Source organism: Streptomyces sp. NRRL F-5727, from assembly GCF_000719555.1.
In the GTDB taxonomy this organism is placed as follows: domain Bacteria; phylum Actinomycetota; class Actinomycetes; order Streptomycetales; family Streptomycetaceae; genus Streptomyces.
In genome coordinates, this window is sequence record NZ_JOGX01000041.1 from 23,559 (window position 1) to 43,102 (window position 19,544).

Genomic DNA, 19,544 nt, shown 5'->3' on the forward strand with positions numbered 1-19,544 from the left:
AGGCGTCGGTGCCGCTGTCGTCCGTGACGAGCACGGCCGTCCCGACACCGAGCAGCCCCCAGCCGTACTCGGCGAGGGCCGCGACCGGCCGTCACTTCTCCGTCGCGCGCTCCAGCGCCGCCAGCTCCCGGTCCGCGCGCTCGGTGACGAGGGCGAGGACGCGGCCGGCGGCCGCCAGGTCGTCGGCCGGGATGTCGCTCCAGACGCGGGCGGAGAGGGGCGCCGCCTCGGCGGCGACGGTGGCGAGCAGGTCGCGGCCGGCGTCCGTGGGCAGGAGGTGGGGGCCGTCGGCGACGAGCAGGGCCTTGGCCCGCAGGGTGTCGAGGGCGGCGCGGGCGTCGGCCGGGTCGCCCTTGACGCTCGCGCGGATCCGGGCGACGAGCTCGTCCGGGGTCGGCGGGGTGTCGGCGGTGACCGCCGCGCGCAGCGCGATCTGCTGCAGGAACGTGACGCCGTGCCGGCCCAGGACGTGCTCCAGGACGCCGCGGGCCGCGTAGTGGGCCAGGCCGAGCATGCGGGCGTCGGCGGCGGGCGCGGTGGTGGGCGTGGTCGTGGTCATGGTGTTGCCCCCTGAGTGGTCTCGTCGGTGGTTGTGCCGGTCTGTTCTCGTACGGAGGGTGCGGAGGGATCGAGGGACACGTCGAGCAGGGCTGTCAGCTCCGCGGTGAACGCGCGGGTCCGCTCCGCGTCGAGGCCGCCCAGCGGTTCCAGGAGCCGCTGGAGCAGGTCCTGCACCACGGCGATCGCCCGCCGGGTGACGGTCCGCCCCTCCTCGGTGAGGGAGAGCTGCACGGCGCGCGGGTCGCGGGGGTCCCGTTCGCGCTCGATCAGCCCGGCCGCCTCCAGGGAGCGGGCGAGCTTGGAGACGTACAGCGCCTCCATCCCGGTGTGGTCGGCGAGCCGCCGCTGGCTGGGCCGCTCTCCGGCGCGCTGCATGCCGTGCAGCGACGCGACCAGCGAGTACTGCGCGTGGGTGAGGCCCAGCGGGGCCAGCGCGCGGTCGACCGCGACCCGCCACTTGTTGGCGAGCCGCCACACCAGAAAGCCGGGCGTGGGGCCCGGGGATCCCTTGCTCATGACGGATACGGTACATGGCTACTATGTCCATGGCTACTAAATTCCGGCACCGGTCGAGACGGTCTGCGGGTGCGACCCACCCCGCCCCCCGGCACCCTGGGGAGTGAACCCTTCGCCCACCCTCATACACCTCGTTGCATAAAACTACGGCGCCACGTATAGTCATGCCATCCATGAGGAGGGTTTCGATGACGGTACGAGCAGCAGTCGCAGGCGCGAGCGGATACGCGGGCGGGGAACTCCTGCGCCTGCTCCTCGCGCACCCCCACGTCGAGATCGGCACCCTGACCGGCCACTCCAACGCCGGACAGCGGCTCGGCGGCCTCCAGCCCCATCTGCTGCCGCTCGCCGACCGCGTCCTCGCGCCCACCACCGCCGAGGAGCTGGCCGGCCACGACGTCGTCTTCCTCGCCCTGCCGCACGGCCAGTCCGCCGCCGTCGCCGAGCAGCTCGGCCCGGACGTGCTCGTCGTCGACATGGGCGCCGACTTCCGGCTGAAGGACCCGGCCGACTGGGAGACGTACTACGGCTCCCCGCACGCCGGCACCTGGCCCTACGGCCTCCCCGAACTGCCGGGCGCCCGCGCCGCGCTGGAGGGGTCCAAGCGCATCGCGGTGCCCGGTTGCTACCCCACCGCCGTCTCGCTCGCCCTCTTCCCGGCGTACGCGGACGGGCTCGCCGCCCCCGAGGCCGTGATCGTCGCCGCGTCCGGCACCTCCGGCGCCGGCAAGGCCCTCAAGCCGCACCTGCTCGGCAGCGAGGTGATGGGCAGCATGACCCCGTACGGCGTCGGCGGCGGCCACCGGCACACCCCCGAGATGATCCAGAACCTCAGCGGCCCGGCCGGCGAGCGGGTCTCGGTCTCCTTCACCCCGACCCTGGCCCCGATGCCCCGCGGCATCCTCGCCACCTGCACCGCCGCCGCGAAGCCCGGCACGACCGCCGAGGCCGTCCGCGCCGCCTACGAGAAGGCGTACACGGACGAGCCCTTCGTCCACCTCCTCCCCGAGGGGCAGTGGCCCGCGACGGCGTCCGTCCTCGGTTCCAACGCCGTTCACGTCCAGGTCGCGTACGACGCGAACGCGCACCGGATCATCGCGATCAGCGCCATCGACAACCTCACCAAGGGCACCGCCGGCGGCGCGGTGCAGAGCATGAACATCGCCCTCGGCCTTTCCGAGGACACCGGACTCTCCACGATTGGAGTCGCTCCATGAGCGTCACCGCAGCGCAGGGATTCACGGCGGCGGGCATCGCCGCCGGGATCAAGCAGAACGGCAACCCGGACCTGGCCCTCGTGGTCAACACCGGGCCGCGCCGCGCCGCCGCGGGAGTCTTCACGTCCAACCGCGTCAAGGCCGCCCCGGTCGTCTGGTCCCAGCAGGTCCTCGCCGACGGCGAACTGACCGCCGTCGTCCTCAACTCGGGCGGCGCCAACGCCTGCACCGGCCCGAAGGGCTTCCAGGACACCCACGCCACCGCCGAGAAGGTCGCCGAGGTCCTCAGCGGGCAGGGCACCGAGGTCGGAGCCGGCGAGGTCGCCGTCGCCTCCACCGGCCTCATCGGCGTCCTCCTCCCCATGGACAAGCTGCTCCCCGGCGTCGAGAAGGCCGCCGCCGAACTCTCCGCGCACGGCGGCGAGAAGGCCGCCATCGCCATCAAGACCACCGACACCGTCCACAAGACCGCCGTGGCCACGCGCGACGGCTGGACGGTCGGCGGCATGGCCAAGGGCGCGGGCATGCTCGCCCCCGGCCTCGCCACCATGCTCGTCGTCCTCACCACCGACGCCGACGTGGACGCGAAGGGCCTCGACGCCGCCCTCCGGACCGCCACCCGGCTCACCTTCGACCGGGTCGACTCCGACGGCTGCATGTCCACCAACGACACCGTCCTGCTGCTCGCCTCCGGCGCCTCCGGCACCACCCCCGCCCAGGACGACTTCGCCGACGCCGTCCGGGAGGTCTGCGCCGACCTCGCCCGCCAGCTCATCGGCGACGCCGAGGGGGCCAGCAAGGACATCCGCATCGAGGTGATCAACGCGGCGACCGAGGACGACGCCGTCGAGGTCGGCCGCTCCATCGCCCGCAACAACCTCCTCAAGTGCGCCATCCACGGCGAGGACCCCAACTGGGGCCGCGTCCTCTCCGCCATCGGCACCACCTCCGCCGCCTTCGAGCCCGACGAGCTGAACGTCGCCATCAACGGCGTCTGGGTCTGCCGGAACGGCTCCGTCGGCGAGGACCGCGACCTCGTCGACATGCGCTACCGGGAGGTCGTCATCACCGCCGACCTCGCCGCCGGCTCCGAGTCCGCCGTGATCTGGGCCAACGACCTGACCGCCGACTACGTCCACGAGAACAGCGCGTACTCGTCATGACCAACGCCACGCGGAAGCACACCGCCCTCCCGAAGGCCCAGACGTTGATCGAGGCCCTGCCCTGGCTCACCCGCCACCACGGCAAGACCGTCGTCATCAAGTTCGGCGGCAACGCCATGATCGACGACGAGCTGAAGGCGGCCTTCGCCCAGGACGTCGTCTTCCTGCGCCACGCCGGCCTCAAGCCGGTCGTCGTGCACGGCGGCGGCCCGCAGATCAGCGCCGCCCTCGACCGGCACGGCATCGTCAGCGAGTTCAAGGCGGGCCTGCGGGTCACCACCGAGGACGCCATGGACGTCGTACGGATGGTGCTCGCCGGCCAGGTCCAGCGCGAGCTCGTCGGGCTGCTCAACCAGCACGGCCCGCTCGCCGTCGGCCTCACCGGCGAGGACGCCCACACCATCACCGCCACCAGGCACCTGCCGGAGATCGACGGCGAACGGATCGACATCGGCCGCGTCGGCGAGATCACCGCCATCGACACCGGCGCCATCCAGGCGCTCCTGGAGGACGGCCGCATCCCGGTCGTCTCCTCCATCGCACGCTCCCAGGACGACGGACATGTCTACAACGTCAATGCTGATACGGCGGCTGCGGCACTCGCTGCGGCGCTGGGCGCCGAGACCCTGATGGTCCTGACCGACGTCGAGGGCCTCTACGAGGACTGGCCGAACAGCGACGAGGTCATCAGCCGGCTCACCGCGAGCCAGCTGGAGAAGCTGCTGCCCGAGCTCTCCAGCGGCATGGTCCCCAAGATGGAGGGCTGCCTGCACGCCGTCCGCAACGGCGTCACCACCGCCCGCGTCATCGACGGGCGCGTCCAGCACTCCATCCTGCTGGAGATCTTCACCGACGAGGGCATCGGCACGATGGTCGTGCCGGACGCAGAGGGGGAAGCATGAGCAACGACCGGCTGACCGAGCGGTGGCAGGGCTCGCTCATGGACAACTACGGCACCCCGCGCCTCCCCCTGGTCCGCGGCGAGGGCGCCAAGGTATGGGACGCCGACGGCACCGAGTACCTGGACCTCGTCGGCGGCATCGCGGTGAACGCCCTCGGCCACGCCCACCCGGCGGTCGTCGAGGCGGTCACCCGACAGATCCAGAGCCTCGGACATGTCTCCAACCTCTTCGTCGCCGAACCGCCCGTGGCCCTCGCCGAGCGGCTCCTCGGCCTCTTCGGCCGGCCGGGGAAGGTCTTCTTCTGCAACTCGGGCGCCGAGGCGAACGAGGCCGCGTTCAAGCTCGGCCGGCTCACCGGCCGCACCCACATGGTCGCCACCGAGGGCGGTTTCCACGGCCGCACCATGGGCTCCCTCGCCCTCACCGGCCAGCCCGGCAAGCAGGCCCCGTTCCTGCCGCTGCCCGGCGACGTCACCCACGTCCCGTACGGCGACGCGGAGGCGCTGAGGGCCGCCGTCACCGAGGAGACGGCCTTCGTCGTCATCGAGCCCATCCAGGGCGAGAACGGCGTCGTCGTGCCGCCGCCCGGCTATCTGAAGGCGGCCCGCGAGATCACCCGCGCCACCGGCACCCTCCTCGTCCTCGACGAGGTGCAGACCGGCATCGGCCGCTGCGGCCACTGGTTCGAGCACCAGGCCCACGAGGGCGTCGAGCCCGACGTCGTCACCCTGGCCAAGGGGCTCGGCGGCGGCCTGCCGCTCGGCGCCACCGTCGCCTTCGGCGCGGCCGCCGAGCTGTTCGCCCCCGGCCACCACGGCACCACCTTCGGCGGCAACCCGGTCGCCTGCGCCGCCGGCCTCGCCGTCCTCGACACCCTCGGCGCCGACGCGGCCCTCGACCACGTCAAGTCCGTCGGCGAGCGGCTGCGCTCCGGAATCGAGGCCCTCGGGCACCCGCTGGTCTCCCATGTCCGTGGTGCGGGGCTCCTGCTGGGTATCGTGCTCACCGAGCCCCTCGCGCCCCAGGTGCAGCAGGCGGCTCAGGACGCCGGCCTCCTGGTGAACGCGCCCGCCCCCGACGTCGTACGGATCATGCCTCCGCTGGTCCTCACCGACGCCGAGGCGGACACCTTCCTCCGGGCCCTGCCGGCCGTCCTCGACAAGGCGTACAAGGCGTACGAGGCGTAACAGGCGTACGAGGCGAACGGGCAAGGACGAACCGGAGAATGAGGCGACGATGACCGACGCGCAGGGGAACGAGCACGGAGGGCCGTCGGTCCCGCAGACCCGCACCGCACGCCACCGCAGGATCGTCGACATCCTCAACCGGCAGCCGGTGCGGTCGCAGAGCCAGCTCGCCAAGCTCCTCGCGGACGACGGGCTGAGCGTCACCCAGGCGACGCTCTCCCGCGACCTCGACGAGCTCGGCGCGGTGAAGATCCGCAACACCGGCGGCGAGCTGATCTACGCGGTCCCCAGCGAGGGCGGCTTCCGCACCCCGCAGGCCCCCCTCGGCGAGTCCGCCAAGGAGGAGCGGATGCGCCGGCTCTCCGGCGAACTCCTCATCTCCGCAGAGGCGTCCGCCAACCTGGTGGTGCTCAGGACCCCGCCGGGCGCCGCCCAGTTCCTCGCGTCCGCCATCGACCAGGCCGAACTCCACGCGATCCTCGGCACCATCGCGGGCGACGACACCCTGCTGCTCATCTCCCGCGACCCCACCGGCGGCCAGGCGCTCGCCGACCACCTGCTGCGCCTGGCGCAGAAGGGGAACTGAGCGCCGTTCAGTAGCGCGTGACCGCCGTCGGCCCCCGCCGGGTGCCGACGGCGATGTGCGGCCGCCGCGCCGGATCGGCCCAGGCGAGGATCGCCCGCATCGCGTCCGCCGGCACGGAGACGCAGCCGGCCGTCGCGCCCTTCCCGTTCACGTGCAGGAAGATCCCGGCGCCCCGCATCCGCACCGGGCGGGCGTAGTTGAAGCCGATGACGAGCGCGTGGGCGTACTGCGTGCCGTACGCGACGATGTGCTCGGCCTCGGCGGCGCGGCAGTCCGCCGGCAGCCCCTCGACCCAGCGGTTGTACGCGCGCGAGTCGTTGTCCTGGCACCACCACGAGTCGTCGGTCGCCCGCACGTACCGGTAGCGGGTCCCGGCCGGCGCGGCCCGGATCCCGAAGGCGTACGGCAGGTCGAAGAGCCCGGTCGGCGTGGTGTTCGTCCCCTGTCGCCGGGTGGCCCCCTCCGCCAGTCCCTTCGCCCCGAACCGGGCCGGCGCCGACCCCGCCCGCACCCACCGCCCGCCGCGCCGGTCCCACCAGGTGACGGTGCCGGTGGTGGCGGAGGTGTCCGCGGCCACGGCGGTGATCAGCTGGGAGCCGCCCCCGGTGTCCGCCATCCGCGCGGGCAGCGGGACCGTCCGGGGGGCCGGCGCGGAGGCGAGGGAGAGCAGCACGGCGCCGAGCGCGAGAAGGGTACGCATGGCGGCGAGGCTAGGCGGCCGGCCGGCCGCCGGCCACGCTACTGACCCGACCGGGGGAGCGGCGGCAGCGGCAGCGGAAGCGCGGGCAGCCCGTCGAGGCTGGTGGCGATGTGCTCCTTGCCCTCGCAGTAGGTGTTGAACTCGTCGTCCGTCTTGCGGTTGAAGAAGTCGGCGTGCAGCGACCGCTCCTCCCGGTACTCCATCAACGGCACCGCGAAGCCGCAGGAGTCGCTGATCCGCCGCGCGTGCACGAGGACGATCGCCCGCGCGCTGATCTGGTCCTTCACCGCCTCCTCGGGGAACCGCCCGAAGAGCTCCGGCCAGCGCGGGTCGTCCCGCAGCACCACCTCGCCGTCGCCGTGCACCCGCACCACCGTCGGAGGTCCGGAGAAGGCCGTCCACATGAGGGTGATCCGTCCGTTGCCGGGCTCCCGCAGATGTGCGAGCGTCTCGGCGGTGCTGCCGCCGAAGTCGACGTAGGCGAGGGTCCGTTCGTCGAGGACGACGAGGGTCCCCTTCCGTCCCTTGGGAGAGAGATTGACGTGCCCGTCACCGGACAGGGGAGCGGTGGCGGTGAAGTAGAGGGGCTGGTCCTCGATGAAGGCGCGCAGCCGCCCGTCGATACGTTCGTACGTTTTTCCCATGGCCGCATCATCTCTGGTGGAGGCCGCTCCCTGTCGGGCCGTCCCACGGAAGGGACCGGGTCAGGACCACAGCGCCCGCCGCGCCTCCCGTACGACGGCGGGCTCGGGGTCGTCGAGGAGCGCCCTCATCCGCCGGGGCTCCGCCGCGTCGAGCAGCCGCAGCCCGGCCACCGCCGAGGCCCGCACCCTGCCGCTCCGATGCTCCGTCAACTCCCTGAGCAGCGGCGCGTCCACGGACCGCGAGCCGCACTCGCCGAGCCCGAGCGGTGCCCGGTCCGGCACGTCGGGGCCGGCGCAGGCGGTCCGGTACACGGCCACCGGATCGCCGCCGCCCTGCCGCAGCACCCACCGGGCACACGCCCGGGTCCGTCCCGAACGGTCGTAGAGGTACGGCTCCGCCTCCGCGTGCCGGCCCGCCCCGCGCAGCGCGGTGACCCCGGCCGCCCGCACGCGCCCGAACCGGGCCCCCAGCAGGACGGGCACGGTCGCGTCCGGTTCGTCCGCGGCCACCGCGGCCGAGGCGGCCCGCTCCTGCACCAGGGGGTCGTGGTCCCCGGCGGCGACCAGGGCGAGGCCGAGGCCGTCGTACAGGCCGCGGTCGAGGACGACGGAGAGCGCGGCCCGCCGGGTCACGGCGTCGCGGCAGCCGAACAGCAGCCCGTTCACCCGGGCCGGGTCCCCGTCCCGCAGCAGTCCGTCGAGGAGTTCCGCCGCCGCACCGCCCCGCAGCCGGCGGTCGAGCCGCAGGATCACCGGCGCGGTGACCGCGAGTGTGCCGGCGGAGGCGCCGGGCAGCGCCTCCCGCAGCAGGTGCAGCGCACGCGCGCGTACCGGCGCCGCCCAGTCCGCCGCCCGCACCGCGACCAGCGGCAGCACCTCGGGCCGCCCGACCGTGTACGACAGGGCGGCCTGACGGATCCGTCCGTCCGGGTCGCACAGCGCGAGCGCGAGCCGCGCCTCGGTGGGTGCCTCCCGCACCAGGCCGACGGCCCGGTCCCGGAACCCCCGCCACCCGGGGCCGTGGACCCCCGTGAGCCATCCGTGGGAGGGCGCGAGGGCGCCGCGCCGGACCGCCTGCCGCACGTCCTCGTCAAGGTCCGTCCACGCCTTCGGCCGCGTCACGTCCAGCACCCGGTCCAGGGGGAGCCCCCGCCCCAGGCGCCGTACCGCCGCCGTCCGCGCTTCCGTCTCGTGTGCCATGCGGGGGAGGCTAGACGCCGCCGGCCGGCCGGCGCTCGCCCTTTTCCCGGGCGGCCTCGCGGGCTGCACGCGCCGCGCGGACGCGTCTCCTGTGGTCCGCCCACCAGTCGGCGATCCGCTGCACGTTCGCCTCGGCGAGGGTCCGGATCTCGTCGCCGTACGCGCCTTCGGCGACCTCGCGGTCCCACACCGCCTGCAGGGCCTGGTCGCGGGCGACCGCGCGCACCTCGGGCTGCGGGTCGTCCAGGAGCCGCAGGGCGTTGAGCAGGGCCTCGGGCGTGCACCGCTTCCTGAGCAGCGTCATGGCGAGCGCCCGCCGCGCCGGCGCCTCGCCCGGGGCCGTGAGGGCGATCAGCAGTTCGGCGGAGACCTCGCGAGCGGCGCGGCGGAGCGCCCGGCGGGCCACCCGGGCCACTTCCGGCGCCGCGTCCGTGAGATGCGGCAGCGTCTCGTCCCAGCCGAGCCGGTGGCGGTGCGCGAGGAGGACCAGTGCGTGGGCCCGTACGCGCGCGTGCCGGTGGCCGAGCAGCCCGCGCAGGGCCTCGGCGTCGTCCCGCAGGGCGCGCAGCACGACCGCGCCGACGCGCGGGTCGGGATCGTCGGCGTACGGCGGGAGCGCGTCGTCCGGCAGGGCGCGCAGCAGCCGCAGCCCGCCGACCGCGCGGGCCCGTACGGCGCCGTCGGCGTGCCGGGTGAGCTCCCGGAGCAGCGGGGCGTCCCCGGCGTGCCGCTGCTCCGCGAGGCCGGTGACCGCGGCGGGCGTGACGGCGGCCGGGTCGGCGCAGAGCGTGCGCAGGTGCGCGTGCGGGTCGCGGCCGGCCTCCCGCAGGCCGTGGCGGGCGAGGCCGCGCACCCAGGGGGAGGGGTCCGTCAGGTGCGGGACGAGGTCGTCGGCCCGCAGGCGCGCCACGGCCGTGCCCCGTACGACGGTGTCGGTCGCGTGCGTCAGGGTGCCGAGGGCGGTGGCGCCGTCGGGCCGTTCGGCGAGGAGCCGCGCGGCGAGGCGCCGGACGTGCCGGTCGCGGTGGCCGAGGGCGAGGCCGGCCAGGTCGTCGGCGGAGGGGAGCCCGGCCTCGGCGGCGTACCGGAGGGCCAGGACGCGCACCTCGGAGCCCTCGCACGCCTCCAGGAAGCCGAGGAACCGTTCCCGCGCGGCCGGGTTCCGCCGGGTCCTGAGCGCGCCTCGGAGCCCTTCGAGCCGCTCGCTCGCGTCACGGGCGGTCAGGGCGATGTCGTACAGCGCGTCCTCGTCGAGGATCCCCGCCTCCGCTCCGGCCCGTATGCCCGCCTTGCGGGCGTCCCACCGGTCCGGGTCCGTGCTCGCCCGCAGTTCCCGCACCGCGACCTCCGGGACGGACCCGGTCCGGGCGAGCACCGCGGCGCGCCCCCAGCGGCCCTCCCGCCGCATGCCGACGCGCAGCGCGAGCGCGACGAGGGCCCGCGCGGTGGCGTCGTCGGCGGTGGCGAGGGCCCGGGCGAAGACGGCCCGGGCGCGCTCCCGTACGCCCGCGTCGCCGTCCGCGCAGCGGAGCAGCAGCAGCGGAAGCGGCGCCTCCGGCCCGGCCGCGTCCAGGGCCGCCGCCCGGACCCTCGGGTCGGCGTGGCACAGGCCCAGGGCCAGCTCGGAGGGGGTGGGCGGCCGCCCCCAGGACACCGCGCCGGCCTCCTCGTCCCAGTACGGGGCGGTGTCCCAGTCGGCGACCTCGCGGGCGTCGAACCAGTGGGCGCCGAGCAGGAACGTCGACGTTCCTCTCCGCCACCCGGCGACGCGGCGCAGGGTGCCGGAGAAGACGTCGTCGTCGAGCCCCACCCAGTCCTCCGCCCGCCCGGCGCCCACGGCCGAGGCCGTGTCCTTGCCGTGCAGAAGCCGTTCTCCCCCGCGAAGGTAGTGCGTGGGGCCCAGCAGCCGTTCGCTCGTCATGCGGCGGACCGTATCCCGGTACCCGCCTTCCCGACCTGGGGTTTTCCTCCCGGCCGGCGCTTGATTGACGAATCATGCGGAGTTCTGCATACTCATGCATCAAGGGTTTCGGATGATCGAGGCGAGGAGCAACCAGAAGTGAGCAGCAACAACGGTGACGTCCGGCTCTGGGGCGGCCGCTTCGCCGACGGTCCGGCCGAGGCCCTCGCGAAGCTCTCCGCCTCGGTCCACTTCGACTGGCGCCTCGCGCCGTACGACATCGCCGGTTCCCGCGCCCACGCGCGCGTGCTCCACCAGGCGGGGCTGCTCACCGAGGACGAGCTGACCCGGATGCTGGACGGACTCGACCGGCTGGAGGCGGACGTCGCCGACGGCTCCTTCGTCGGCACCATCGCCGACGAGGACGTCCACACCGCCCTGGAGCGGGGCCTCCTGGAGCGGCTCGGCGCCGAGCTCGGCGGCAAGCTGCGGGCCGGCCGGTCCCGGAACGACCAGGTCGCCACCCTGTTCCGGATGTACCTCCGGGACCACGCCCGGATCATCGGCGGGCTCATCGCCGACCTCCAGGACGCGCTCGTCGGCCTCGCCGAGGCGCACCCGGACGTCGCCATGCCCGGCCGCACCCACCTCCAGCACGCCCAGCCGGTGCTCTTCGCCCACCACGTCCTGGCCCACGTCCAGTCCCTCTCCCGGGACGCCGAGCGGCTGCGCCAGTGGGACACCCGGACCGCGGTCTCCCCGTACGGCTCCGGCGCCCTCGCCGGCTCCTCCCTCGGGCTCGACCCGGAGGCGGTCGCCAAGGACCTCGGCTTCGAGCGCGGCTCGGCCGGCAACTCGATCGACGGCACGGCCTCCCGCGACTTCGTCGCCGAGTTCGCCTTCATCACCGCGATGATCGGCGTCAACCTCTCGCGGATCGCCGAGGAGATCATCATCTGGAACACGAAGGAGTTCTCCTTCGTGACCCTCCACGACGCCTTCTCCACCGGCTCCTCGATCATGCCGCAGAAGAAGAACCCGGACATCGCGGAGCTGGCCCGGGGCAAGTCCGGCCGGCTCATCGGCAACCTCTCCGGCCTGATGGCCACCCTCAAGGCCCTGCCGCTCGCCTACAACCGCGACCTCCAGGAGGACAAGGAGCCGGTCTTCGACTCCTGCGACCAGCTGGAGGTCCTGCTCCCCGCCTTCACCGGCATGATGGCCACCCTCACCGTCAACCGCGAGCGCATGGAGGAACTGGCCCCGGCCGGCTTCTCCCTCGCCACCGACATCGCCGAGTGGCTGGTCAAGCAGGGCGTGCCGTTCCGGGTCGCCCACGAGGTGGCCGGCGAGTGCGTCAAGGTCGCCGAGTCCGAGGGCAAGGAGCTGGACGAGCTGACGGACGAGCAGTTCGCCAAGATCTCCGAGCACCTCACCCCCGAGGTCCGCACCGTCCTCAACGTCCCCGGCGCCCTCGCCTCCCGCGACGGCCGGGGCGGCACCGCCCCCTCGGCGGTCGCCGCCCAGCTGATCGAGGTCAAGGCCGACCTCGTCATCCAGCACGCCTGGGCCACCGCCAAGAACTGAATCCGCTCCTACAGCGCCGCCGCCCAGTCCGCGAGCGCGTCGAAGTCCGGCCGGAGCAGTCCGAGCCGCGGGTCGACGTGCAGCAGCAGGGCGGCGGCGTCGTGCCGTCCCTCCACGTACGCGTGGTCGTGCGGCGTGATGTCGTCGTCCACCCACGCGAACGGCCGCCCCCGCGCGTACTCCAGGACGTACCGGGTCTTCCAGAACGTGCCGTGCGGGGCGGCCCCGTGCATGCTCGGCCAGTCGATGAACGGCAGCTCGGGCAGCCCCAGATGCGGGCCTATCCACTCGTTGGCCTCGCCCTTCCAGGTCGTCGCCCAGACCAGCTCGTACGCCTCCGAGAGCGCGAGCAGCTCCGGTCCGTGGTCCGGGTTCAGCCACACCCGCAGCGGCTTGGTCTCGCACCAGCCGCCCGGCCGCATCCGGTGCGTCCGGTACCCCTCGGGGCGGCGCTCGCGCTGCGCCGCGTAGGGGTTGAGCGGTCCGTCCACGTCGATCAGCAGCAGCGGCTTCGTCATGCCCCCAGCATCCCGTCCGGCCCCTCGGTGAGGCATCGGAATTTCGAATGAGACAAAGATGTCTCACCCGGTGTATGGTCGTCTCATGTCAGTCGACCGCACCCAGGTGCTCCGTACCGCCGCCGCCCTGCTCTCCCGCAAGGCGACCGCCACCATGGACGAGGTCGCCCGGGCCGCCGGCATCGGGCGGGCCACGCTGCACCGGCACTTCGCCGGGCGGGACGCGCTCGTGCGGGCGCTGGAGCAGATGTGCATCGAGGAGGCCGAGGCCGCGCTCGACGCGGCCCGGATCGAGGAGGGGCCCGCCGACGAGGCGGTCCGCCGGCTCGTCGCCGCCTCGCAGCCCGCCGCCCCGCTGCTCTCCTTCCTCGTCACCGAGAACCAGCTGTTCGAGGGGGACGGGCAGAACGAGGGCTGGGCCCGGCTCGACGCCCGGCTCGCCGCCCTCTTCCGGCGCGGCCAGGAGGAGGGCACCTTCCGGATCGACCTGAGCCCCGTCTGGCTCTGCGAAGCCTTCTACGGGCTGATCAGCTCGGGCGCCTGGGCCGTCGCCGACGGGCGGGTCGCCGCCAACGACTTTTCTTACATGATCGCCGAGCTGCTGCTCGGCGGAGCGCGCAGGAGCGTGGAGAAGTGACCACCGAAACCGTCCGCTACGACAAGGGCAACGAGGAGAGCCATACCGGGGGCGTGCGCCGTCCCGGCCGGTGGCTCGCCCTCGCCGCGCTCGTCCTGGCCGTGCTGCTGGTGGCCGTGGACGCCACCGTGCTCGGCCTGGCGACCCCGTTCCTCTCCGAGGACCTGAAGCCGACCGGCACCCAGCTGCTCTGGATCGGCGACGTCTACTCCTTCGTCATCGCCGGCCTGCTGGTCTCCATGGGCAGCCTCGGCGACCGCATCGGCCGCAAGAGGCTGCTCCTCGTCGGCGCCGCCGCCTTCGGTGCCGTCTCGGTCCTGAACGCCTACGCCTCCAGCCCCGAGATGATGATCGCCGCCCGCGCCCTCCTCGGCGTCGCCGGCGCGACCCTGATGCCGTCCACCCTCGCCCTCATCCGGAACCTCTTCCACGACCCGCGCGAGCGCAGCCTCGCCATCGGCGTCTGGGGCGCCATGGCCGCGGCCGGCGCCGCCGTCGGCCCGGTCGTCGGAGGCTTCCTCCTGGAGCACTTCTGGTGGGGCTCGGTCTTCCTCATCAACCTGCCCGTCATGGCCGTCCTGGTCGTCGTCGGCATCCGGCTGATCCCCGAGTCGAAGAACCCGGACCCGGGCCCGTGGGACCTCCCCAGCGTCGCCCTCTCCCTCGTCGGCATGATCGGCGTCGTCTACGCGATCAAGGAACTGGCCTCGCACGGCCTCACCCTCGACGTGGCCGTCGCCGCGCTCGCCGGCGCCGGCGGCCTCACCTGGTTCGTCCGCCGCCAGCTCACCCTGCCGGCCCCGCTCCTGGACATGCGCCTGTTCCGCAACCGCGGCTTCTCCGGCGCCGTCCTCGCCGACCTGCTGACCATTCTCGGCCTCGCCGGCCTGGTGTTCTTCCTGTCCCAGTTCTTCCAGCTGGTCCAGGGCCGCTCGCCGCTGGAGGCCGGCCTCGCCGAGCTGCCCGCCGCCATCGGCTCGGTGACCGCCGGCCTGCTCGCCGGCCGGGTCGCCCGCCGGTACTCGGTCCGCTCCGTCGTCGCCGGCGGCCTCGCCGCCATCGGTCTCGCCCTCGCGGTCCTCACCGTCATCGGCCGGTCCACCGGCTACCCGTTCCTCGGCGCGACCCTGCTCGTCGTCGGCGTCGGCGCGGGCCTCGCCTTCACCGTCACCGCCGACGTGATCCTCTCCAGCGTCCCCAAGGACCAGGCCGGATCCGCCTCCGCCGTCTCCGAGACGGCGTACGAGCTCGGCGCCGCCCTCGGCATCGCCGTCCTCGGCTCCATCGTGACCGGCGTCTACCGCGGCTTCACCACCCCGGCCGGCGTCCCGTCCGACGTCGCCGCGGCCGCCCACGACTCGCTCGGCGGCGCCGTCGAGGCGTCCGCGGCGCTCGACCCGGCCTCCGCCGGCGCCCTCGTCACGGCCGCCCAGGACGCCTTCGTCGACGGCCTGCGGATCGCCGCCGGCGTCGGCGCGGCCGTCCTCCTCGCCACCGCCGCGGCCGCCTGGTTCCTCCTCAGGGACCAGAAGCTCGCGGACGGCGCCGAGCACTGACGCACCCGCCCCACGCACGAGGGCGCCCCCGGACGGATCCGGGGGCGCCCTCACGCGTACCTGGCTCGCCGACTACGCGGCTTCCTTCGCCTTCGTGGCGTACATGTCCACGTACTCCTGGCCCGACAGCCGCATGACCTCCGCCATCACCGAGTCCGTCACCGCCCGCAGCACGTACCGGTCGCGGTCCATGCCCTCGTACCGGGAGAACTCCAGCGGCTCGCCGAAGCGGACCGTCACCTGCACCGGGCGCGGGAAGCCCGCACCGCCCGGCTGCGCCTTGTCCGTGCCGATCACCGCGAACGGCACCACCGGCGCGCCGGTCATCAGCGTCAGCCGCGCCACGCCCGTACGGCCCCGGTACAGCCGGCCGTCGGGGGAGCGGGTGCCCTCCGGGTAGATCGAGAAGATCTTGCCCTCCTCCAGCACCCGACGGCCCGTCATCAGCGCCGCGACACCGCCGCGGCCGCCGTCCCGGTCCACCGGGATCATGCCGACGCTGGTGAAGAACCAGGCCATCAGCCGGCCCTTGATCCCCTTGCCCGTCACGTACTCGTCCTTGCCGATGAAGAAGACCTGGCGGTCCAGGCAGATCGGCATGATCATCGAGTCGATGAAGGTGAGGTGGTTGCCCGCGAGGATCACCGGACCGGTCCCGGGGACGTTCTCGGCGCCCTCGACACGGGGGCGGAACATCAGACGCAGGATCGGACCGAGGGTGGCCTTGACGATCGCGTGACGGGACAACGGTTCCTCCGGTGTCGGGCGGGCGGCTCCGGGAGCCGACGGTGCAGCACGCGACGATACTCGCGGGTCACCGCCCCGCGCACATCGGGTTCACCGAACGGATACACGGTGTTGACGCGTGTTTGCGCCATGTTCCGCCCAGGTCCGCCGCCCGTAGGGGATCACTGCCTACCGTCGGGTCCACCCATCGACAGGTGCGGGACATCACACAGGAGGACCCCCATGACCCAGGGCGCACCCAGGACCCCCGCCCGCCGGGCGCTGCTCGGCGCGGCCGGCGCCGCCGCGATCGGCGTCACCGCCGGCCTCACCGCCGGCCAGGGCACCGCGCGGGCCGCCGAGACCGGCCGCCCGCACGGCCAGGGCCACGGGCGCGGCTACCGCTCGCTCCCCGTCCCCACCGTCATCGCCCACCGCGGCGCCAGCGGCTACCGCCCCGAGCACACCCTCGGCTCGTACGCGCACGCGCTGGACCTCGGCGCCCACGTCATCGAGCAGGACCTCGTCCCCACCAGGGACGGCCACCTGGTCTGCCGCCACGAGAACGACATCACCGGCACCACCGACGTCGCCGACCACCCCGAGTTCGCCTCCCGCAGGACCACCAAGACGGTCGACGGCGTCTCGTACACCGGCTGGTTCACCGAGGACTTCACCCTCGCCGAGCTGAAGACCCTGCGCGCCAAGGAGCGGATCCCCGGCATCCGCCAGGAGAACACCCTCTACGACGGCCGCTGGACCGTCCCCACCTTCGAGGAGGTGCTGCGCTGGGCCGACGAGGAGGGCCGCCGCCGGGGCCGCGAGATCTGGCTCCACGTCGAGACCAAGCACCCCTCGTACTTCCGCTCGATCGGCCTCGGCCTGGAGGAGCGGCTGGCGAAGCTGCTCCGCCGCCACGGCCGCCACCGCGCGAACTCCGCCGTCTTCCTCCAGTCCTTCGAGCCCAGCAGCATCCAGCGCCTGTCGAAGCTGGTGGACTCCCCGCTGGTGGTCCTGCTCTCCGGCGCGGCCACCCGCCCCTGGGACTTCGTCGAGGCCGGCGACCCGCGGACCGTCGCCGACCTCGTCACCCCGGCCGGACTGCGCTGGATCGCCTCGTACGCGCAGGGCATCGGCCCCACCCTCGACCTGGTCATCCCCAAGGACGCCACGGGCCGGCTCGGCACCCCCACCACCCTGGTGCGGGACGCGCACGCGGAGGGCCTGATCCTCCACCCGTACACCCAGCGCAACGAGAACGCCTTCCTGCCGGCCGACTTCCGCCGCGGCACCGACCCGGCCGCCTACGGCGACGCCTTCGGCGCCCTGAAGCGGTACCTCGAGACCGGCATCGACGGCGTCTTCTCCGACAACCCCGACACCGCCCTGCTGGCCGCCGCGGACCTCGACGCCCGCTGACCCGGGCCACCCGGCCGGCGGCGTACGCCGACCGGGTGGTTCCCCGCCCGGGGCGCAACCGCGCCGCCGCGCCGCCGCATCGTGCCGGTCATGACCTCCCCGGAAACCCTCCTCGCCACCCTCACCCCGCTGCTCGCCGCCGAGTCGCGCGCGGAGGCCGCGGCCGCCGGGATCGAGCCCGGCGACCTCGAACAGGCCGTCTGGCTCCGGCTCCTGGAACGGCTCAGCGCCGACGGCGCCCCCGAGCGCCCCGCCGACTGGCTCCGCCGCGCCGTCCGCGCCGAGGCCCGCCGGGCCCGCCGCACCACCGGCCGCGAACGCCCGTACCACGACGGGGAGACCCGCCCCGAGGCGTACGGCTCCGGTCCCGAGGGCTCCGCCCTCACCGCCGAACGCCGCCGCACCCTCCGCGCCGCCGTCACCCGGACGCCCGGCCGCTGCCCCCGCCTGCTGAACGCGATGCTCGACCCGGCGGACCCCACCTACCGGGAAATCGCAGGAACGTTGGGTATCTCACAAGGCAGTCTGGGGCCGATGCGTTCCCGCTGCCTGGGATGCCTGCGCAGAATGCTCGCGGCAGAGGTTCCCGCATCCGGCCGACGGGGAAGGGTGCGGGGTACCGATCGGTGACCAGATGAGCGGGAGGCATGCACACATGGGCCTGAGTGTGACCATCTCGGCGGCGGACGCGCGCGACGCGGAGCAGATCCTGAAGCTGCAGTACCTCTGCTACCAGAGCGAGGCCGAGCTGTACGGGGACTGGTCCATCGAGCCGCTCACCCAGTCGCTCGACGCGGTCCGCGCCGAGCTGGCGGAGGGGTACGGCCTGGTGGCCCGGCTCGGCGACGAGGTGATCGCCTCCGTACGCGCCCGGACCGACGAGGACGGCACCGCGCACATCGCCAAGCTCATCGTCCACCCGCGCATGCGCCGCCACGGCATCGGCGGCCGGCTGCTCGACGCCATCGAGCGCCACTCCGCCGGGACGGACGCGGCCCCCAAGCGCTTCCAGCTCTTCACCGGCCACCGCAGCGAGGGCAACCTCCGCCTCTACCGCGCCAAGGGCTACGCCCAGGTCGACGCCCGCGAGGTCGGCCCCCGGCTCACCCTCGTCACCCTGGAGAAGGCCGCCTGACGCCCGCCGCGCACGGCCCTCAGGCCGTGCGGGACCGGCGCAGCCACCAGACGCCGCTCAGCGGCAGCAGCACCGGGATGAAGACGTAGCCGTAGCCGAACTCGGACCACACCGTGGAGTCGGGGAAGGCCGACGGCTCCAGCAGCGTCCACGTCCCCACGACCAGCACGCCCGCGAGCTCGGCGGCGCAGCACACCAGCGCCGCCCTGCGGGCCGTCTCCCCGCCCCGGACGAGGGTGTACGTGATGAACACGTAGACGACCGCCGCGACCGCCGAGAGCGTGTACGCCAGCGGCGCCTCGTCGAACTTGGCGCTGATCTCGTAGACCGAGCGCGAGGCCGCGCCCACCGACATCACGCCGTACAGCCACACCAGCAGCATGCCGGGGCCGGTGACGAGCCGGGTCCGTGCCTGGGTCTCCGCCATGGTCAGCCCACCGTCCAGATGTCGAAGAGGCGCACCTCGAGCACGGCGAGCACGACCGCGCCCGCCGCCACCGTCGCCGAACCCCAGCGGGTCCGCTCGGCCAGCGACATGAAGCCGGCGATCGGCACCGCGCACAGCGCGCCCAGCAGATAGGAGACGAAGATGACCGTCCCCTCCTCGGCCTGCTCGCCGCGGGCCAGCTGCACGATGCCGACGATCAGCTGGACCAGGACCAGGAAGGTCACCACGGCCATGCCGATGAAGTGCCAGTCCTTGGTGGGCTGGTCCCGGTAGGCGGCGAAGCCGCACCAGGCGGCGAGGGCGAGCGCGGCCACCGAGACCGCGATCGTGAGGGCGTCAAGCATGCGCCCGAGGGTATTACGGCCCGAATGCCCCGATGCCCCCGCCCCCACCGCCCAGCCCCCGGCGCGGGCCTCGGGCCCCTATGCCCCGCCTCCACCGCACGGCCCTCGCCGCGGGCTCCGGGCCCCGATGCCCCGCCTCCACCGCCCGGCCCTCGCCGCGGGCTCCGGGCCCCGCGGCGCCGGCCTTCCGCCGCGCCTGCCCCGCCGCCCGCCTGCCGGAACACGCCCTCCGGACCGTGGTCTTGGCCACATCGACCGCCGCCCGCCGCCCTTCCCACACCCCCGCACCCCCCTCTCCGCCGCAGGCGGCGCAGGGGCCGGGGCGCCGGCCGGCCTGTCCGTTCCATGTCTCAGTGGCGTCCGGAATGCGGACAGCGGACTTTCGTTCGCGACTGCGCATGCTTTACTTGCAGCCATGACCACGACGAGCAGCCGCATCCTTGCGACCGAGGCGAACACGACGCCCGGTGCTCGTTGTATGTGTCGAATGTGCGCCTTCTGAGGGCCCCCGCCTGAGCCTCGCGCCCCGAAGCGAGACCCCGACGGCCGAGCCGATCCGTCCGCCCCACCGGCGCCGGACCGTGCCCGCCCCGCGCAC

21 protein-coding genes are annotated in these 19,544 nt (G+C 74.0%); 11 read left to right on the top strand and 10 right to left on the bottom strand.

Going from position 1 to position 19,544, the window contains the following annotated elements; translation table 11 throughout:
• Window positions 1-91: 91 nt before the first annotated feature.
• Both IF73_RS0124980 and IF73_RS0124985 read right to left on the bottom strand, forming a co-directional pair.
• The gene (locus IF73_RS0124980; protein ID WP_031011849.1) at window positions 92-559 is read right to left on the bottom strand and encodes a hypothetical protein; all 468 of its coding nucleotides are present in this window, start codon (window positions 557-559) and stop codon (window positions 92-94) included.
• A complete protein-coding gene (locus IF73_RS0124985) occupies window positions 556-1,077 on the bottom strand; it encodes a MarR family winged helix-turn-helix transcriptional regulator (protein ID WP_031011852.1) in 522 nt (173 codons plus the stop codon). Before IF73_RS0124985 ends, IF73_RS0124980 begins: the two co-directional genes overlap by 4 nt.
• A gap of 188 nt (window positions 1,078-1,265) precedes the next feature.
• On the opposite strand from IF73_RS0124985, the gene argC reads away from it, so the two are divergent.
• The 5 genes from argC to IF73_RS0125010 are packed head-to-tail and all read left to right on the top strand — an operon-like array spanning window position 1,266 to window position 6,132.
• Window positions 1,266-2,294 (top strand): N-acetyl-gamma-glutamyl-phosphate reductase, encoded by a 1,029-nt coding sequence (gene argC, locus IF73_RS0124990; RefSeq protein WP_031011854.1) that lies wholly within the window; start codon window positions 1,266-1,268, stop codon window positions 2,292-2,294.
• Entirely contained in the window at window positions 2,291-3,457 is a 1,167-nt protein-coding gene (gene argJ, locus IF73_RS0124995) for a bifunctional glutamate N-acetyltransferase/amino-acid acetyltransferase ArgJ (RefSeq protein ID WP_031011857.1), read from the top strand. Before argC ends, argJ begins: the two co-directional genes overlap by 4 nt.
• Window positions 3,454-4,359, top strand: coding sequence for an acetylglutamate kinase (gene argB, locus IF73_RS0125000; RefSeq protein ID WP_031011859.1), 906 nt, complete (start codon window positions 3,454-3,456; stop codon window positions 4,357-4,359). The genes argJ and argB overlap by 4 nt, the downstream gene beginning before the upstream one ends.
• On the top strand, window positions 4,356-5,546 hold the full coding sequence (locus tag IF73_RS0125005) for an acetylornithine transaminase (protein ID WP_031011861.1): 1,191 nt from the start codon (window positions 4,356-4,358) through the stop codon (window positions 5,544-5,546). Before argB ends, IF73_RS0125005 begins: the two co-directional genes overlap by 4 nt.
• Window positions 5,547-5,595: 49 nt before the next feature.
• Entirely contained in the window at window positions 5,596-6,132 is a 537-nt protein-coding gene (locus tag IF73_RS0125010; protein WP_030756161.1) for an arginine repressor, read from the top strand.
• A 7-nt stretch (window positions 6,133-6,139) separates the two neighbouring features.
• On the opposite strand, the gene IF73_RS0125015 is transcribed toward IF73_RS0125010, so the two are convergent.
• The 4 genes from IF73_RS0125015 to IF73_RS0125030 are packed head-to-tail and all read right to left on the bottom strand — an operon-like array spanning window position 6,140 to window position 10,597.
• Entirely contained in the window at window positions 6,140-6,832 is a 693-nt protein-coding gene (locus IF73_RS0125015) for a L,D-transpeptidase family protein (protein WP_031011863.1), read from the bottom strand.
• Window positions 6,833-6,870: 38 nt separating this feature from the next.
• Entirely contained in the window at window positions 6,871-7,476 is a 606-nt protein-coding gene (locus tag IF73_RS0125020) for a pyridoxamine 5'-phosphate oxidase family protein (protein ID WP_031011865.1), read from the bottom strand.
• A gap of 60 nt (window positions 7,477-7,536) precedes the next feature.
• Complete coding sequence (locus IF73_RS0125025) at window positions 7,537-8,676, bottom strand: hypothetical protein (RefSeq protein ID WP_051717285.1); 1,140 nt, start codon at window positions 8,674-8,676, stop codon at window positions 7,537-7,539.
• A 10-nt stretch (window positions 8,677-8,686) separates the two neighbouring features.
• Window positions 8,687-10,597, bottom strand: a complete 1,911-nt coding sequence (locus tag IF73_RS0125030; RefSeq protein WP_031011869.1) for a hypothetical protein — start codon at window positions 10,595-10,597, stop codon at window positions 8,687-8,689.
• Window positions 10,598-10,735: 138 nt separating this feature from the next.
• Here IF73_RS0125030 and argH point away from each other — a divergent pair, with 138 nt between their 5' ends.
• On the top strand, window positions 10,736-12,163 hold the full coding sequence (argH, locus tag IF73_RS0125035) for an argininosuccinate lyase (RefSeq protein WP_031011871.1): 1,428 nt from the start codon (window positions 10,736-10,738) through the stop codon (window positions 12,161-12,163).
• Window positions 12,164-12,171: 8 nt separating this feature from the next.
• Here the strand turns inward: argH and IF73_RS0125040 are convergent, their stop codons facing one another.
• Entirely contained in the window at window positions 12,172-12,681 is a 510-nt protein-coding gene (locus IF73_RS0125040; protein ID WP_031011874.1) for an HAD domain-containing protein, read from the bottom strand.
• Window positions 12,682-12,766: 85 nt separating this feature from the next.
• On the opposite strand from IF73_RS0125040, the gene IF73_RS0125045 reads away from it, so the two are divergent.
• Entirely contained in the window at window positions 12,767-13,318 is a 552-nt protein-coding gene (locus IF73_RS0125045; protein WP_031011875.1) for a TetR/AcrR family transcriptional regulator, read from the top strand.
• On the top strand, window positions 13,315-14,874 hold the full coding sequence (locus tag IF73_RS0125050; protein ID WP_031011877.1) for an MFS transporter: 1,560 nt from the start codon (window positions 13,315-13,317) through the stop codon (window positions 14,872-14,874). The genes IF73_RS0125045 and IF73_RS0125050 overlap by 4 nt, the downstream gene beginning before the upstream one ends.
• Before the next feature lie 72 nt (window positions 14,875-14,946).
• Here the strand turns inward: IF73_RS0125050 and IF73_RS0125055 are convergent, their stop codons facing one another.
• A complete protein-coding gene (locus IF73_RS0125055; protein WP_402317961.1) occupies window positions 14,947-15,570 on the bottom strand; it encodes a lysophospholipid acyltransferase family protein in 624 nt (207 codons plus the stop codon).
• Between the two features lie 273 nt (window positions 15,571-15,843).
• On the opposite strand from IF73_RS0125055, the gene IF73_RS0125060 reads away from it, so the two are divergent.
• From IF73_RS0125060 to IF73_RS0125070, 3 genes are all read left to right on the top strand, one after another.
• The gene (locus IF73_RS0125060; RefSeq protein ID WP_031011881.1) at window positions 15,844-17,019 is read left to right on the top strand and encodes a glycerophosphodiester phosphodiesterase; all 1,176 of its coding nucleotides are present in this window, start codon (window positions 15,844-15,846) and stop codon (window positions 17,017-17,019) included.
• 90 nt (window positions 17,020-17,109) lie between these two features.
• Window positions 17,110-17,649: a sigma-70 family RNA polymerase sigma factor gene (locus tag IF73_RS0125065; protein ID WP_037880404.1), complete on the top strand. Its 540-nt coding sequence runs from the start codon at window positions 17,110-17,112 to the stop codon at window positions 17,647-17,649.
• A gap of 25 nt (window positions 17,650-17,674) precedes the next feature.
• Entirely contained in the window at window positions 17,675-18,154 is a 480-nt protein-coding gene (locus IF73_RS0125070) for a GNAT family N-acetyltransferase (protein WP_031011885.1), read from the top strand.
• A 19-nt stretch (window positions 18,155-18,173) separates the two neighbouring features.
• Here IF73_RS0125070 and IF73_RS0125075 read toward each other — a convergent pair whose 3' ends face one another.
• Window positions 18,174-18,581: a hypothetical protein gene (locus IF73_RS0125075; protein WP_031011887.1), complete on the bottom strand. Its 408-nt coding sequence runs from the start codon at window positions 18,579-18,581 to the stop codon at window positions 18,174-18,176.
• Between the two features lie 2 nt (window positions 18,582-18,583).
• On the bottom strand, window positions 18,584-18,946 hold the full coding sequence (locus tag IF73_RS0125080; protein ID WP_031011889.1) for a hypothetical protein: 363 nt from the start codon (window positions 18,944-18,946) through the stop codon (window positions 18,584-18,586).
• Between the last annotated feature and the right edge of the window lie 598 nt (window positions 18,947-19,544).

What these genes read in the sequence shown, in the direction of transcription:
- IF73_RS0124980 (WP_031011849.1), bottom strand. Translation starts at nt 559, where the DNA reads ATGACCACGACCACGCCCACCACCGCGCCCGCCGCCGACGCCCGCATG.
- IF73_RS0124985 (WP_031011852.1), bottom strand. Translation starts at nt 1,077, where the DNA reads ATGAGCAAGGGATCCCCGGGCCCCACGCCCGGCTTTCTGGTGTGGCGG.
- argC (WP_031011854.1), top strand. Translation starts at nt 1,266, where the DNA reads ATGACGGTACGAGCAGCAGTCGCAGGCGCGAGCGGATACGCGGGCGGG.
- argJ (WP_031011857.1), top strand. Translation starts at nt 2,291, where the DNA reads ATGAGCGTCACCGCAGCGCAGGGATTCACGGCGGCGGGCATCGCCGCC.
- argB (WP_031011859.1), top strand. Translation starts at nt 3,454, where the DNA reads ATGACCAACGCCACGCGGAAGCACACCGCCCTCCCGAAGGCCCAGACG.
- IF73_RS0125005 (WP_031011861.1), top strand. Translation starts at nt 4,356, where the DNA reads ATGAGCAACGACCGGCTGACCGAGCGGTGGCAGGGCTCGCTCATGGAC.
- IF73_RS0125010 (WP_030756161.1), top strand. Translation starts at nt 5,596, where the DNA reads ATGACCGACGCGCAGGGGAACGAGCACGGAGGGCCGTCGGTCCCGCAG.
- IF73_RS0125015 (WP_031011863.1), bottom strand. Translation starts at nt 6,832, where the DNA reads ATGCGTACCCTTCTCGCGCTCGGCGCCGTGCTGCTCTCCCTCGCCTCC.
- IF73_RS0125020 (WP_031011865.1), bottom strand. Translation starts at nt 7,476, where the DNA reads ATGGGAAAAACGTACGAACGTATCGACGGGCGGCTGCGCGCCTTCATC.
- IF73_RS0125025 (WP_051717285.1), bottom strand. Translation starts at nt 8,676, where the DNA reads ATGGCACACGAGACGGAAGCGCGGACGGCGGCGGTACGGCGCCTGGGG.
- IF73_RS0125030 (WP_031011869.1), bottom strand. Translation starts at nt 10,597, where the DNA reads ATGACGAGCGAACGGCTGCTGGGCCCCACGCACTACCTTCGCGGGGGA.
- IF73_RS0125040 (WP_031011874.1), bottom strand. Translation starts at nt 12,681, where the DNA reads ATGACGAAGCCGCTGCTGCTGATCGACGTGGACGGACCGCTCAACCCC.
- IF73_RS0125045 (WP_031011875.1), top strand. Translation starts at nt 12,767, where the DNA reads ATGTCAGTCGACCGCACCCAGGTGCTCCGTACCGCCGCCGCCCTGCTC.
- IF73_RS0125055 (WP_402317961.1), bottom strand. Translation starts at nt 15,570, where the DNA reads ATGTTCCGCCCCCGTGTCGAGGGCGCCGAGAACGTCCCCGGGACCGGT.
- IF73_RS0125060 (WP_031011881.1), top strand. Translation starts at nt 15,844, where the DNA reads ATGACCCAGGGCGCACCCAGGACCCCCGCCCGCCGGGCGCTGCTCGGC.
- IF73_RS0125065 (WP_037880404.1), top strand. Translation starts at nt 17,110, where the DNA reads ATGACCTCCCCGGAAACCCTCCTCGCCACCCTCACCCCGCTGCTCGCC.
- IF73_RS0125070 (WP_031011885.1), top strand. Translation starts at nt 17,675, where the DNA reads ATGGGCCTGAGTGTGACCATCTCGGCGGCGGACGCGCGCGACGCGGAG.
- IF73_RS0125075 (WP_031011887.1), bottom strand. Translation starts at nt 18,581, where the DNA reads ATGGCGGAGACCCAGGCACGGACCCGGCTCGTCACCGGCCCCGGCATG.
- IF73_RS0125080 (WP_031011889.1), bottom strand. Translation starts at nt 18,946, where the DNA reads ATGCTTGACGCCCTCACGATCGCGGTCTCGGTGGCCGCGCTCGCCCTC.